This window comes from Solwaraspora sp. WMMD1047 (genome assembly GCF_029626155.1).
Classification (GTDB): Bacteria; Actinomycetota; Actinomycetes; order Mycobacteriales; family Micromonosporaceae; genus WMMD1047.
On record NZ_JARUBL010000001.1, the window covers coordinates 2785255 to 2799103 of the forward strand.

The window sequence follows — 13849 nt, forward strand, 5'->3', positions numbered from 1 at the left end:
GGGCGGCGGGGTTTGGAGGAAGCTACAAAAACGATAGGGCCGCGATGTTTCGGCTTCGGTCGTCCCACCGGTTCCCGGTGGCCGTACCCCGGTGCTGTACTTCTCACCAGTTTCTCGGAACGGGGTCGAGAGGGGTGGTCGCAATCGCCGGTCACCACCCGGGTCTGGCCGTCTTCAACACCGCCCCGGCCGCCGAGGCGGAACGGGACCTGCGGACCTGCTGCGCGGCCGACGGCTGGGTACGGGAGGTGGTCGCCGGTCGGCCGTACCCGGACCTGCCGGCGCTGCTCGGCCGCGCCGACGCCGCGCTGCGGCGGCTGACCCCCGACGGCGTCGCGCAGGCGCTGGCCGCCCACCCGCGCATCGGTGAACGACCGGCCGGCGCGGACCGCGAGTCCGCCTGGTCGCGCCGCGAGCAGGCCGGCGTCGCCGGCGCCGACGCCGGCACCCGGGCCGCGCTGGCGGCGGCGAACCGCGAGTACGAGCAGCGCTTCGGCCAGCTGTTCCTGATCTTCGCGAGCGGGCGGACCGAGGCGGAGATCCTGGCCGCGGCCCGCGAGCGGCTCGGAAACGACGACGAGACGGAGCGGCTGGTGGTCCGGGAGGAGCTGCGCCGGATCGCCCTGCTACGCCTGGAGAGGTTGCTGGGATGACCGAACCGGCCGGCGCCGCGCAGGCGTACGCCAGAATCTCCACCCACGTGCTGGACACCGCGCGCGGCGAGCCGGCCGCCGGGGTGCACGTCCGGCTGGAGCGCCGCGACACCGGCGGATGGAACCAGCTCGCGCAGGGCCACACCGACGACGACGGGCGGCTGCGCCGGTGGGTGCCCCGACTCGGCTGGCAGGCCGGCGGGTACCGGCTGATCTTCTACGTGGAGCCGTACCTCGGCGGTGGCGCCTTCTTCCCGGAGATCACCGTGGCGTTCCAGGTCCGCGATCCCGACCGGCACCACCACGTGCCGCTGCTGCTCAGCCCGTACGGCTACACGACCTATCTGGGCAGCTGATGGGTATCACACTCGGCGCCAACCGGTACGGCAAGGCGGAGGTGCGCCTGGTCCGGGTGGTACGCGACGGCGCCCGGCACGAACTGCGCGACCTGACGGTGAGCGTCGCGCTCACCGGTGACCTCGCCGACACCCACCTGACCGGCGACAACGCCCACGTGCTTCCCACCGACACCCAGAAGAACACGGTGTACGCGTTCGCCCGCCGGCACGGCATCGCCGAGATCGAGACGTTCGCGCTCCGGCTGGCCCGGCACTTCGTGGACTCCCAGCCGGCGATCCACAGCGCCCGGGTCCGGATCGAGGAGGACCCGTGGCGGCGGCTCGGCCCGCACTCGTTCCAGCGCGACGGCGGCGAGACCCGGCTCGCCACCGTCACCGTCACCGACCAGCCGGGCAGCGACCAGCCGGGCAGCGTGACCGTCGAGTCCGGGCTGATCGGGTTGACGCTGCTCAACTCCACCGGCTCGGAGTTCACCGGCTACCCGCGCGACGAATACACCACCCTGCCGGAGACCACGGACCGGATCCTCGCCACCGCCGTCGACGCCCGCTGGCGGCACACCGGGGTCGAGGTCGACTTCGACGACTCGCACGGGGCGGTGCGGGCGGCCCTGGTCGGCGCCTTCGTGGAAACCTACAGCCGTTCGCTGCAGCAGACCCTCTACGCGATGGGGGAGCGGGTGCTGCGGGAGCGGCCCGAGGTGGCCGAGATCCGGCTCCGGCTGCCCAACCGGCACCACCTGCTTGTCGACCTCACCCCGTTCGGGCTGGACAACCCGGACGAGGTGTACGTCGCCACCGACCGGCCGTACGGGCTGATCGAGGCGACGGTGACCCGCGAGCACCCGGCCGGCGGTTCGTGATGGAGTTCCTGCAGCCGGCCAGCTGGCCCGAGGCGCTGGCCGCGAAGGCCGCCCACCCGGACGCGCTGCCGATCGCCGGGGGCACCGACGTGATGGTCGAGCTGAACTTCGACCGGCGGCGGCCACCGGCCCTGCTCGACCTGGGCCGGGTGACCGAGCTGGCCGAGTGGGGCACCGACGGGGACCTGCTGCGGGTCGGCGCCGGGGTGACCTACCGGCGGATTCTCGACGAACTCGCCGGCCGGCTGCCCGGGCTGGCGCTGGCCGCCCGGACCGTCGGCTCGCCGCAGATCCGCAACCGGGGCACCGTCGGCGGCAACCTCGGCTCCGCCTCGCCGGCCGGCGACGCGCTGCCGCCCCTGCTGGCGGCCGGCGCGCTCGTCGAACTCGCCTCGGCGGGCGGGGTGCGGCGGGTGCCGGTGGCCGAGTTCTGCACCGGACCCAAGCGCAGCGTCCGGCGACCGGACGAGCTGATCGCCGCGGTCCTGGTGCCGACCCCGGCCGGGCCGGAGCAGTTCGCGAAGGTCGGCACCCGCAACGCGATGGTGATCGCGGTCTGCTCGTTCGCGCTCGCCCTGCGTCCGGCCACCCGGACCGCCGGCACCGGGATCGGCTCGGCCGGTCCGACCCCGCTGCGGGCGAGAGAAGCCGAGGAGCTGCTCGCCGCCGAGCTGCCCTGGCACGACCGGGCGGCGCTGCCGGCGCCGGTGGTCGACCGGTTCGGCGACCTGGTCGCGGCCGCCGCCGCGCCCATCGACGACGTACGCGGCAGCGCCGCCTACCGGCGACACGCGCTGCGGGTACTGGCCCGCCGGACGCTGGCCTGGGCCTGGGCGCAGCACCGCGAAGGGGGAGACGGATGCGGCTGACCTGTGTGGTGAACGGCCAGCCGAGGCGGGCCGACGACGTCTGGCCGGGCGAGAGCCTGCTGTACGTGCTGCGTGAACGGCTCGGCCTGCCCGGCGCCAAGAACGCCTGCGAGCAGGGCGAGTGCGGCTCCTGCACGGTCTACCTGGACGGCACGCCGGTCTGCGCCTGCCTGGTCGCGGCTGGTCAGGCGCAGGACCGCATTGTGACCACCGTGGAGGGACTGGCCGGTGCCGCCGGCACCGCCGAACCGGTCGGGGAGGACGTGCCGCTCGACCCGGTGCAGAGCGCCTTCGTCGAGACCGGCGCCATCCAGTGTGGATTCTGCACGCCCGGCCTGATCGTCGCCGTCCACGACCTGCTGGCCCGGCGGGCCCGGCCGAGCGATCCGGAGATCCGGGAGGCGCTCGCCGGCAACCTGTGCCGGTGCACCGGGTACGAGAAGATCCTGGACGCGGTCCGGCTGGCCGCCGCCCGGCGGGCCGAGTCGTGATCATCATCGAGAACTGCGCGGTCGCCACCGTCGACGCGGCCGGCACCGAGTACGCTGACGGGCACCTGGTCCTCGACGAGGGCCGCATCGTCGCGGTCGGCCCTGGGCACGCCGGCCGTTACCACCGCTCGGTGCGCCGGGTCGACGGCACCGGCTGCCTGGCCACCCCGGGACTGGTGAACACCCACCACCACCTGTACCAGTGGGCCACCCGGGGGCTGGCCCAGCAGGAGAACCTGTTCGGCTGGCTGACCACGCTCTACCCGGTCTGGGCCGGGCTGGACGCCGAGACGGTCGCCGCCACCACCGCCGCCGGCCTCGGCTGGCTGGCGCTGTCCGGCTGCACCACCAGCACCGACCACCACTACGTCCACCCGGCCGGCGCCGGCGACCTGATGGCCGCCCAGGTCGCCGCGGCCGGCGAGGTGGGGCTGCGGTTCCACCCGTGCCGCGGCTCGATGGACCTCGGCGCGTCCCGGGGCGGGCTGCCGCCGGACCACGTGGTGGAGACCATCGACGACGCGCTCGCCGGCACCGCCGACGCGATCGACCGGTTCCACGATCCCGCCGCCGACGCGATGGTCCGGGTCGCGGTCGCGCCCTGCTCGCCGTTCTCGGTCAGCCCGGAGCTGATGACCGAGGCGGCGAAGCTGGCCCGGTCGGCGGGCGTCCGGCTGCACACCCACCTCGCCGAGACCGTCGAGGAGGAGCACTACTGCCGCACCGAGCACGGCTGTACGCCGGTCGAGTACGCCGAGCAGCTCGGCTGGCTCGGCGACGACGTCTGGCTGGCGCACGGCGTACACCTCGACGACGCCGCGGTGGACCGGCTCGCCGGCACCGGCACCGGCGTGGCGCACTGCCCGAGCTCGAACGCCCGGCTCGGTGCCGGCACCGCCCGGGTCCGGGACCTGCTCGACCGGGGCGTGCCGGTCGGCCTCGGGGTGGACGGCCCCGCCTCGCAGGAGGCGGGGCAGCTCGGCGCCGAGCTGCGGCAGGCGCTCTACGCCGCCCGGCTGCGCGGCGGCCCGGCGGCGCTGACCGCCCGCGAGGCGCTGGCGCTGGGCACCGTCGGCGGCGCCCGCTGCCTGGGGCGGGCCGCGGAGCTGGGTTCGCTGGAGGTCGGCAAGCTGGCCGACGTCGCCCTATGGCGGCTCGACGGGCTCGGGCACGCCGGCATCGACGACCCGGTCGCCGCCCTGGTGCTGGGCCCGCCGGCCCCGCTGGAGCTGCTGCTGGTCGGCGGCCGGCCGGTGGTGGAGCGCGCCGAACTGCGCACAGTGGACGAACGGGACCTGGTCCGGCGCGGCCGGCGCGCGCACCGGGCGCTGCTGCGCAAGGCCCGCCGATGAGGTACGGGTCCGCCGGTGCACGGGCAACCGCGACGAGCGTCGGCACCAGCCGTCAAGTGCCAGCGACGAGCGTCGGCACCAGGCGTCAAGGGCCAACGACGAACGTCGGGACCGGCAGCCAGGGGCCAGCGACGAGCGTCGGCACCAGCAGTCAGGGGGCAGCGATGAGCGTGACGACCGGGGTCGGGGCGCCGGCCGCCGTGGTGCCCGGCGGGGTGGGGCAGAGCCCGCTGCGACCGGACGGCACCAGCAAGGCCAAGGGCGAGTTCGCCTTCTCCTCCGACCTCTGGGCCGACGACATGCTGTGGGGGGCGACCCTGCGCAGCCCGCACCCGCACGCCCGGATCGCACGGATCGACCTCGCCGCCGCGCTCGCCCTGCCCGGCGTGCACGCCGTATTGACCGCCGAGGACGTGCCGGGTGAGCGGCACTACGGGCTGGAGGTCGTCGACCAGCCGGTGCTCGCCTACGACGAGATCCGCTACCAGGGGGAACCGGTCGCGGTGGTGGCCGCCGACCACCCGGAGACGGCCCGCCGCGCCGCCGCCCTGATCACCGTCGACTACCGGGTCCGGCCGCCGGTCACCGACCCGGAGGCGGCGCTGGCCGCCGGTCAGCTCGTCCGGCACGTACCGGTCCGGCGCGGCGACCCGGCCGCCACCGCCGAGGTGGTGGTGACCGGCGACTACCAGGTCGGCATGCAGGACCAGGCATTCCTCGGGCCGGAGTCCGGGCTGGCCGTGCCGGCCGCCGACGGCGGTGTCGACCTCTGGATCGCCACCCAGTGGCTGCACGTCGACCAGCGGCAGGTGGCCGCCGCGCTCGGCCTGCCCACCGATCTGGTCCGGCTGCACCTGGCCGGCGTCGGTGGCGCGTTCGGCGCCCGCGAGGACCTGTCGATGCAGGTGCACGCCAGCCTGCTGGCGCTGCGCACCGGCCGGCCGGTGAAGATGGTCTACTCCCGGGAGGAGTCCTTCTTCGGCCACGTGCACCGGCATCCGGCGACCCTGCGGTACGAGCACGGCGCCACCGCCGACGGCCGGCTGGTCTATGTGCGGGCGCGCATCCTGCTCGACGGCGGTGCGTACACCTCCAGCACCCCGGCGGTGGTGGCCAACGCCGCCACCCTCGGCATCGGCCCGTACCAGGTGCCGAACGTGGTGATGGACGCGTACGGCGTACACACCAACAATCCGCCGTGCGGGGCGATGCGCGGCTTCGGCGCGGTGCAGGCCTGCTTCGCGTACGAGTCGCAGATGGACAAGCTGGCCGCCGCGCTCGGCCTGGACCCGGTCGAGGTGCGGCTGCGCAACGCGATGGAGACCGGTTCGGTGCTGCCGACCGGGCAGCGGGTGGAGGGCCCGGCGCCGGTGGCCCGGCTGCTGGAGCTGGTCCGTGACCGGCCGCCCCCGCCGCCGGCCGGCGGCGACCCGCGGGAGTGGCCGGGCGGGGTGGCCAACACCACCCGGGGCGAGGGGGTGGTCCGCGGCGTCGGCTACGCCATCGGGATCAAGAACGTCTGCTTCTCCGAGGGCTTCGACGACTACTCCACCGCCCGGGTCCGGCTGGAACTGCTCGGCGGGGTGCCGGCGGTGCTGGTGCACACCGCCGCCGCCGAGGTCGGCCAGGGCCTGGTGACCGTGCAGGCGCAGATCGCCCGCACCGAGCTGGGCGTCGCGCGGGTGACCGTCGCGGCCGCCGACACCTCGGTCGGCAGCGCCGGGTCGTCGTCGGCGTCCCGGCAGACCTACGTCACCGGCGGCGCGGTCCGGGCGGCCTGCCAGGCGGTCCGCGCCCGGCTGCTGGCCCGGCTGCCGACTGGACCGGCGGAGCTGCGGCTGGTCGACGGCAAGGTGGTCGACGCCGGTGGTGCGGTGGTGGCCGACCTGGTCGACCTGGTCAGTGACGAGCCGATCGAGGAGACCGTACGCTGGCGGCACCGGCCGACCCACCCGCTCGACCCGGTCACCGGCCAGGGCGACGCGCACGTGCAGTACGCGTTCGCCGCGCACCGGGCCACCGTCGAGGTGGACACCGAGCTCGGCCTGGTCCGGGTGGTGGAGATCGCCACCGCCCAGGACGTCGGGAAGGCGGTCAACCCGGCGGCGGTGCTCGGCCAGATTCAGGGCGGCACCGCGCAGGGCCTCGGGCTGGCGCTGATGGAGGAGATCCAGGTGGTCGACGGGCTGATCCGCAACCCGTCGTTCACCGACTACCTGATCCCGACCATCCTCGACGTCCCGCCGATGGCGGTGGACGTGCTGGAGCTGGCCGACCCGCACGCCCCGTACGGGCTGCGCGGGGTGGGGGAGCCGCCGACCATCTCCTCGACGCCAGCGGTGGTGGCCGCCATCCGGGCCGCCACCGGGCTGCCGCTGCCCCGGGTGCCGGTCCGCCCCGAGCACCTGACCGGGGTGGGCTGAGTGGCGGGGCCGGGCCGGCTCGCGGCCGAGGTTTACGCCGAGCTGGACGACCGGCTGGCCCCGGTCGACGCCGAGCTGCGCCGCCGCTACCCGGGCGACGCCGCCGGCCGGCAGCCGGTGCACACCGTCTACGTGCCGGCCGACCGGTACGACGCCGACCTGGTCGACCGGTGGCGCGCCGCCGCGCTGGCCGCGCTGCGGGCCAACCCGCCGCTGCCGTACCCGGCGGAGCTGCACGACCGGGTGCTGGCCAAGCTGCGCGCGGAACCGGTCGAGGACCTGCGGATCGACTTCGAGGACGGCTACGGCCGGCGCGGCGACGCCGAGGAGGACACCGCCGTACGGGCGGCGGCGCGGGCGCTGCGCACCGGCGAACGACCGCCGTTCTGGGGGCTGCGGATCAAGAGCCTGGAGCCGGCCACCCGGCACCGGGCGGTGCGCACCCTGGACCTCCTCCTCGCCGAACTGCCCGCCGACCTGCGGGCCGACGTGCTGGTGACGCTGCCAAAGGTGAGCGTGCCCGAGCAGGTGGCGGCGATGGCCGTGCTCTGCGACCGACTGGAGCGCTCCTACGCCCTGCCGGCCGGTCGGCTGCGCTTCGAGGTGCAGGTGGAGACGCCGCCGGCGGTGTTCGGCGGGGACGGCACCGCCACCCCGGCCCGGTTGATCGCCGCCGCCGGCGGGCGCTGCGCGGGCCTGCACTACGGCACCTACGACTACAGCGCGGCCTGCGGCATCGCCGCCGGCCAGCAGAGCCTGGCCCACCCGGTGGCCGACTTCGCCAAGGCGGTGATGCAGGTGACGGCGGCCGGCACCGGGGTACGGGTCTGCGACGGCTCGACGAACCTGCTGCCGGTCGGCGAACCGGCCGCCGTGCACGCCGCCTGGGCGCAGCACGCCAGCCTGGTCCGCCGCTCCCTGGAACGCGGCTTCTACCAGGGCTGGGACCTGCACCCGGCGCAGTTGCCGACCCGGTTCGCGGCCACCTACGCGTTCTTCCGCGACGGCAGCCGGGCGGCCACCGACCGGCTGCGGGCCTACCTGGACCGGCGCGAGACCGGGGTGCTGGACGAGCCGGCGACGGCTCGCGCGCTCGCCGGGTTCCTGCTGCGCGGCCTGGACTGCGGCGCCCTGGACGAGTCGGAGACCGGCTTCTCCCGCGCCGACCTGGCCGCGCTGTGAGCCACCAGCCGGGGCTGGAGAGCCACCAGCCGGGGCAGGTAAGCGGCGAGCCGGGGCAGGTGAGCCGTCAGGCCCGGCAGGTGAACGGACGATCCCGGCAGTTGGGCCGGCGATCCCGGCAGTCGGGCCGGCTGACCCGGCGAGGAGGTGGCGGATGATCCGGCGAGGAGGTGGCGGATGACCGAGGCAGTCGGCGTGCTGGCGGTACGGTCCCGGCGGGTGGTCACCCCCGACGGGGAGCGGGCCGCGGTGGTCCGGATCCACGCCGGACGGATCGTCGGGCTGACCGAGCACGACGACTTCCCGGCGGACGGCGTCGACCTCGGTGAGCTGGCTCTGCTGCCGGGCCTGGTCGACACCCACGTGCACGTCAACGAGCCCGGCCGGACCGAATGGGAGGGCTTCGAGACGGCCACCCGGGCGGCGCTGGCCGGCGGGGTGACCACCATCGTGGACATGCCGCTCAACTCGTTGCCGCCCACCGTCACCGCCGACGCACTGCGGATCAAACGGCTGGCCGCGGCCGGCCGCTGCCACGTCGACGTCGGCTTCTGGGGCGGCGCGGTGCCGGGCCATCTGGCCGACCTGCCGGACCTGCACGCCGCCGGGGTGTTCGGATTCAAGGCGTTCCTGATCGACTCCGGGGTGCCGGAGTTCCCGCCGCTGGACCCCGCCGGACTGGTCGCCGCGCTGCGGGCGGTGCCCGGCGCGCTGTTCGTGCTGCACGCCGAGGATCCCGCCGCGGTCGCCGCCGCGCCGCCGTCCGACCGGTACGCGGACTTCGTCGCCAGCCGCCCGCCGGCCGCCGAGACCCGGGCGGTCGCGGTCGCGTTGCAGGCCGCCCGCGCCACCGGCGCGAAGGTGCACATCCTGCACCTGTCGGCCGCCGACGCGCTGCCGCTGATCACGGCGGCCCGCGCCGACGGCGTCGCGGTCACCGTGGAGACCTGCCCGCACTACCTGGCCCTGTCGGCCGAGGCGGTCCCGGACGGCGGCACCCAGTTCAAGTGCTGCCCGCCGATCCGGGACGAGGCCAACCGGGACGCGCTCTGGGCGGCGCTCGCCGACGGCGACATCGACTGCGTCGTCTCCGACCACTCGCCGTGCGTACCGGCGCTCAAGCGGTTCGACACCGGCGACTTCGCCGCCGCCTGGGGCGGGATCGCGTCGGTGCAGCTCGGCCTCCCGGTGGTCTGGACGGCCGCCCGGCGCCGCGGACACACCCTGGCCGACGTCGCCCGCTGGATGGCCGCCAGCCCGGCCCGGGTCGCCGGCCTGCCGACCAAGGGCCGGATCGCCCCGGGCGCCGACGCCGACCTGATCGCCGTCGACCCGGACGCCGAGTTCACCGTCGACCCGGCGCTGCTGTGGCACCGGCATCCGGTCACCCCGTACGCCGGTCAGCGGCTGACCGGGGTGGTGCGGGCCGCCTGGCTGGGCGGTCGGCCGGTGACCCCGCACGGCCCGCCGACCGGCCGGCTGCTGACCAGGAACGGGGCGGCCGGATGACGGACTTCACCGACCTGCCGGAGCTGGCCTCCCGGGCGCTCGGCGGCACCGTCGTGCACGCCAACGACGAGTTCTTCGCCGCCCGCGACAACCTGATCACCGCCGCGCCGCCGACCTTCGCCCCGGCCACCTTCGGCGCCAAGGGCCAGGTGTACGACGGCTGGGAGACCCGCCGCCGCCGGGAACCCGGCGACGACCACGCGATCGTCCGGCTCGGCGCGCCCGGCGTCATCCACGGGGTGGTGGTGGACACCGCCTTCTTCACCGGCAACTACCCGCCGTACGCGTCGGTGGAGGCGTGCGGGATGGAGGGCTATCCGGGTCCGGCCGAGCTGGCCGCCGCCGAGTGGACGCCGATCGTGGCCCGGTCGGCGCTGCGCGGCGACGCCCGCAACCCGTTCCCGGTCACCGACCGGCACCGGTACACCCACGTCCGGCTGCGGATCTACCCCGACGGCGGGGTGGCCCGGTTGCGGGTGCACGGCACCGTCGTACCCGATCCGCGGCTCTTCCCCGACGGCCTGGTTGATCTCGCGGCGATGGAGTACGGCGGCCTGGTGGTCGGCTGCAGCGACATGTTCTACGGCTCGCCGCAGCAGCTGATCATGCCGGGGCTGGCCCGGGTGATGGGGGAGGGCTGGGAGACCGCCCGGCGCCGCGACGCCGGCAACGACTGGGTCCGGGTCCGGCTCGCCGCGCCCGGCCGGATCCGCCTGGTGGAGCTGGACACCAGCCACTTCAAGGGCAACGCCCCGGCGGCGGCCCGGCTGACCGGGGTGGACACCCGGGTCGCCGACCCGGCCGACCCGGCGGCCTGGGTCGAGATCCTGCCCCGGACCCGGCTGCAGCCGGACACCCGGCACCGGTTCCCGGTCGGCTTCGGCCCGATCGTGGGCAGTCCCGGTCCGGCCGGGGCCGGCGTCGGGCCGACGGTCACCGAGGTCCGGCTGGACGTCTACCCGGACGGTGGGATGGCCCGGATGCGGCTGTCCGGGGTAATCGATGCGGCCGGGCTGGCCGAGCTGCGTCGCGCCTGGCGGGCCGCGTTACCACCGGCCCACGCCCGCGCGATCGTCGGTGGTTGGCCGGAGTGGACGGCCGGGTCGGAGGGTTGACGGCGGCGGCTACGGTCGGGCCGGTTCAGACGCGACTCTGGAGGGACGCGGATGGGACTCAGACCCGACTCTGGAGGGGACGCGGATGGGGCTCGGACCGGGCAGGTGGGGTAGGTCGGTGGCGGCCGGGCTGGTCGGGGTGCTCGCCGGGGCCGCGCTGGCGGTGACGGGGCCGGCCGCGCCGGCGCTGGCCCTGCCGCTCGACGACTGTTACGACAATGCCCGGCCGCAGCACGGCGATGCCGTCTTCTGGGCCGCGCCGGGCAACCACCAGACACCGTGGGCGGCGCCGGCCGGGATCCAGGACGGCGACGTTCTCCGGATCACCGCGCACGGGACGGTCCGGATCGATTACTGGGGCACCTCGAAGAACATCGCCGGCGAGTTGCCGGCCCCGGGCCGCAACAGTGGCTGGCCGGCCCCGGACTCGCCGCGCTGGGCCCTCGTCGCGAAGGTGACCGCCGGGTCGGTCTGGTCACCCCGGACCGGCGTCATCTACGGGGCGAACAGGTGGTTCCCGGTCGGCATCGACAGCTGGTGCGTGCTGTTCAGCGGCCGGGACGTCGGTTCACCGCAGCTGGTCTTCTCGTTCAACGATCCGAACCTCGGCGACAACGGCGGCGGCGCGCAGGTGTCGGTCCGCCAGTGGTGGAGCTGACCCGCCGCGTTCAGGCCAGCGCCACCGGTGCGGTGTGGTCGTCGGTGGGTAGGTCGCCGGGGGCCACGGCGGTGACCTGCATCCCGGTCAGCTCCAGCCGCCCGGCCAGCACCGTGGAGAAGGCCACATCCGCCGCGTCCCGGCCGGTGGCGATCCGCAGCAGGCTCTGCCGGGGCGCCAGCCGGGTGCTGTCCCAGACGTACCAGGCGCCGTCGACCGCCGCCTCGGTCACCAGGTGGAAGTCCATCGGGGACAGTCCGGGGGCGTAGACGGCGGCCACCCGGGCCGGGACGTCGACCGCCCGGCACAGCGCGGTGGTCAGGTGCGCGAAGTCCCGGCACACCCCGCGTCCGGCCAGCAACGTGTCGGCGGCGTCCGTGCTGGGGCCGCTCACCCCCGCCTCGTACGCCAGGTGCCGCCACACATGGTCGGTGATGGCGCGGACCCGCTCGGCGTCGCCGGTCAGGTGGCCGAAAGTACCCAGCGCGAAGCCGGCCAGCCGGTCGGACGGGCAGTACCGGCTGGGTCGCAGCGCGAGCACCCGGTCCAGCTCGGTCAACGGCTCCGGCTGTTGGCCGCAGGTCGCCGGCTCGGGCGGCTGGCCGGAGGTCAACGGCTCCTGGCTCTGGTCGGCGGTACCCGGCTCGGCCCGCCGACCAGTGGCCGGCGGGGCGGGAACCGGCGCGGTGTAGCGCACGGTGACCGGTCCCGCCGGCAGCCGGAGCAGGTGCTGCCGGCCGCCGTCGAGCCGTCCGGCCGGCGGCAGCTCGACGGGTGGCTCCGACAGCGGCAGCCCACCCGCGCCGGTGACCGAGAGCCGCTCCCCGTCCGGCCGCCCCGGCAACGCCATCTGGACGACCACCGTCGCCGGTTCCGAGACCTGAAACTCGAGGACACTCTCGACCCCGCCCGCTGGTTGCGCCATGACTGCAATTGTGTGCCCGGCGGCCGCCCGTCGCCCGATGGAGTGCCCGGAATCTCGCCTGACCCATCGGCCGCCCGCGGGCTAGCATGCGGCGGTGTCCCGGACCGTGACGTTGCTGCTCGTCGATCCACTCGGCGCGCCGCTGGGCGCGCTGCCGCCGTACCAGGTGGCGATGCCCTGGTGGCAGGAGGTCAGCGACGTGGTCGACGGGGCCCGGGAACGGTTCGGGGTGGACGTTTCGGTGCTGCGGCTGGTGGATGCCGACCGGAGTGCACCGCCCGGCGGGGCGCTCCGCTACCTGGCCCAGCTCGATCGGGCGCCGGACGGCGCGCCGACCTTCGCCGACGCCGGGCTGCCCGACCCGGCGGTGCTGGCACCGCATCCGCTGCGGGCGCCCTGGGCGGTGCCGGGTGGCCCGACCCGGAGTCTGCACTGGGCGGCGGCCGCCCTGGCCCGGCTGGGCCGGGCCGGCCACACCGCGATCCAGCAGCGCGCCTGGAACCTGTCCGCGATCTGGCGGCTGGAACCGACCGGGCCGACCGGGGCGACCGCACCGACCGCACCGACCGCACCGACCGGGGCGATGGCGCCGGGTGGGCCGGTGTGGCTCAAGCAGGTGCCGCCGTTCTTCCGGCACGAGGCGGCGGTGCTGCGCTGGCTCGGTGAGGTCGCCCCGGGCGCGGCGCCGACCCTGCTCGCCGCCGACGACGGTCCGGCCGGGCAGGGCCGGCTGCTGCTCGACCACGTGCCCGGCGAGGACCGGTACGGAGCGGAGCTGGCCGAACGTCACGCGATCGGCGCGAGCCAGCACCGGATCCAGACGCTGGCCGCCGGCCGGACCGCGGAACTCGTCGCTCGGGGCGTACCCGATGGTCGGGGGGTGGCGTTGGCGCGGACCGTGCGGGGCGAGTTGGCCCGGCACGGCGCGGACCTGGGCCCGGTCCGGGACCTGCTCGACGGGCTGGCGGACCGGCTGGCGCGGGTGGCGTCCTGCGGGGTGCCGGAGACCCTGGTCCACGGCGACCTGCACCCGGGCAACGTGCGGTCCGACGGGCGCCACCCCGTCATCATCGACTGGGGTGACTCGTTCGTCGGACCCCCCGCGTTCGACATCCTCCGGCTCGCCGAGGGCCTGCCGCCGCCGGCGGCGGCCGAGCTGCTGGCGGCCTGGCGGGACCGCTGGCGCCGGGACGTGCCCGGCTGCGACCCGGACCGGGCGGTCGCGCTCCTGCGCCCGGTCGCGGCGCTGCGCAACGCGGCCATGTACGCCGGATTCCTGGCCCGCATCGAGCCGTCCGAACACCCGTTCCACGCCGCCGACGTGCCCGCCTGGCTGCGACTGGCGGCAGAATGGAGCGGACCGGGAACATCCGACTGTCGGTAATCTGTCTTTGCCTCCAAATTGGACGGCCCGTAGCGTCGCGCCTACGATCCGCTGCAGGAGAGGAGA

General features: G+C 75.6%; 13 protein-coding genes. 12 read left to right on the forward strand and 1 reads right to left on the reverse strand.

Annotated features, from left to right (window positions below; genetic code table 11):
- Positions 1-134 precede the first annotated feature (134 nt).
- The 11 genes from uraD to O7627_RS12840 all read left to right on the forward strand — a co-directional run bounded on the left by uraD (position 135) and on the right by O7627_RS12840 (position 11474).
- Positions 135-653: a 2-oxo-4-hydroxy-4-carboxy-5-ureidoimidazoline decarboxylase gene (uraD, locus tag O7627_RS12790; RefSeq protein WP_278093721.1), complete on the forward strand. Its 519-nt coding sequence runs from the start codon at positions 135-137 to the stop codon at positions 651-653.
- Complete coding sequence (gene uraH / locus O7627_RS12795) at positions 650-1009, forward strand: hydroxyisourate hydrolase (RefSeq protein WP_278093722.1); 360 nt, start codon at positions 650-652, stop codon at positions 1007-1009. Before uraD ends, uraH begins: the two co-directional genes overlap by 4 nt.
- On the forward strand, positions 1009-1875 hold the full coding sequence (pucL, locus tag O7627_RS12800; protein ID WP_278093723.1) for a factor-independent urate hydroxylase: 867 nt from the start codon (positions 1009-1011) through the stop codon (positions 1873-1875). Before uraH ends, pucL begins: the two co-directional genes overlap by 1 nt.
- Positions 1875-2744 carry an FAD binding domain-containing protein gene (locus O7627_RS12805; RefSeq protein WP_278093724.1) on the forward strand — a complete coding sequence of 290 codons (870 nt, stop codon included), beginning with the start codon at positions 1875-1877 and terminating at the stop codon, positions 2742-2744. Before pucL ends, O7627_RS12805 begins: the two co-directional genes overlap by 1 nt.
- Positions 2735-3235 carry a (2Fe-2S)-binding protein gene (locus tag O7627_RS12810; RefSeq protein WP_278093725.1) on the forward strand — a complete coding sequence of 167 codons (501 nt, stop codon included), beginning with the start codon at positions 2735-2737 and terminating at the stop codon, positions 3233-3235. The genes O7627_RS12805 and O7627_RS12810 overlap by 10 nt, the downstream gene beginning before the upstream one ends.
- Positions 3232-4587: an 8-oxoguanine deaminase gene (locus tag O7627_RS12815; RefSeq protein WP_278093726.1), complete on the forward strand. Its 1356-nt coding sequence runs from the start codon at positions 3232-3234 to the stop codon at positions 4585-4587. The genes O7627_RS12810 and O7627_RS12815 overlap by 4 nt, the downstream gene beginning before the upstream one ends.
- Before the next feature lie 164 nt (positions 4588-4751).
- Entirely contained in the window at positions 4752-7010 is a 2259-nt protein-coding gene (gene pucD, locus O7627_RS12820; protein WP_278093727.1) for a xanthine dehydrogenase subunit D, read from the forward strand.
- Positions 7011-8192, forward strand: a complete 1182-nt coding sequence (locus tag O7627_RS12825; RefSeq protein ID WP_278093728.1) for a hypothetical protein — start codon at positions 7011-7013, stop codon at positions 8190-8192. It begins immediately after the preceding gene.
- Between the two features lie 177 nt (positions 8193-8369).
- Positions 8370-9701, forward strand: a complete 1332-nt coding sequence (allB, locus tag O7627_RS12830; protein ID WP_278093729.1) for an allantoinase AllB — start codon at positions 8370-8372, stop codon at positions 9699-9701.
- A complete protein-coding gene (gene alc, locus O7627_RS12835; RefSeq protein ID WP_278093730.1) occupies positions 9698-10816 on the forward strand; it encodes an allantoicase in 1119 nt (372 codons plus the stop codon). The genes allB and alc overlap by 4 nt, the downstream gene beginning before the upstream one ends.
- 85 nt (positions 10817-10901) lie before the next feature.
- Complete coding sequence (locus tag O7627_RS12840) at positions 10902-11474, forward strand: hypothetical protein (RefSeq protein WP_278093731.1); 573 nt, start codon at positions 10902-10904, stop codon at positions 11472-11474.
- A gap of 10 nt (positions 11475-11484) precedes the next feature.
- On the opposite strand, the gene O7627_RS12845 is transcribed toward O7627_RS12840, so the two are convergent.
- Positions 11485-12399 carry a transglutaminase family protein gene (locus O7627_RS12845; RefSeq protein WP_278093732.1) on the reverse strand — a complete coding sequence of 305 codons (915 nt, stop codon included), beginning with the start codon at positions 12397-12399 and terminating at the stop codon, positions 11485-11487.
- A 94-nt stretch (positions 12400-12493) separates the two neighbouring features.
- Here O7627_RS12845 and O7627_RS12850 point away from each other — a divergent pair, with 94 nt between their 5' ends.
- Entirely contained in the window at positions 12494-13783 is a 1290-nt protein-coding gene (locus O7627_RS12850; protein WP_278093733.1) for an aminoglycoside phosphotransferase family protein, read from the forward strand.
- Positions 13784-13849 lie beyond the last annotated feature (66 nt).

Coding starts and splice junctions, on each gene's coding strand:
- O7627_RS12805 (WP_278093724.1), top strand. CDS start 1,875: ATGGAGTTCCTGCAGCCGGCCAGCTGGCCCGAGGCGCTGGCCGCGAAG.
- O7627_RS12845 (WP_278093732.1), bottom strand. CDS start 12,399: ATGGCGCAACCAGCGGGCGGGGTCGAGAGTGTCCTCGAGTTTCAGGTC.
- O7627_RS12810 (WP_278093725.1), top strand. CDS start 2,735: ATGCGGCTGACCTGTGTGGTGAACGGCCAGCCGAGGCGGGCCGACGAC.
- pucD (WP_278093727.1), top strand. CDS start 4,752: ATGAGCGTGACGACCGGGGTCGGGGCGCCGGCCGCCGTGGTGCCCGGC.
- uraH (WP_278093722.1), top strand. CDS start 650: ATGACCGAACCGGCCGGCGCCGCGCAGGCGTACGCCAGAATCTCCACC.
- O7627_RS12840 (WP_278093731.1), top strand. CDS start 10,902: ATGGGGCTCGGACCGGGCAGGTGGGGTAGGTCGGTGGCGGCCGGGCTG.
- alc (WP_278093730.1), top strand. CDS start 9,698: ATGACGGACTTCACCGACCTGCCGGAGCTGGCCTCCCGGGCGCTCGGC.
- pucL (WP_278093723.1), top strand. CDS start 1,009: ATGGGTATCACACTCGGCGCCAACCGGTACGGCAAGGCGGAGGTGCGC.
- allB (WP_278093729.1), top strand. CDS start 8,370: ATGACCGAGGCAGTCGGCGTGCTGGCGGTACGGTCCCGGCGGGTGGTC.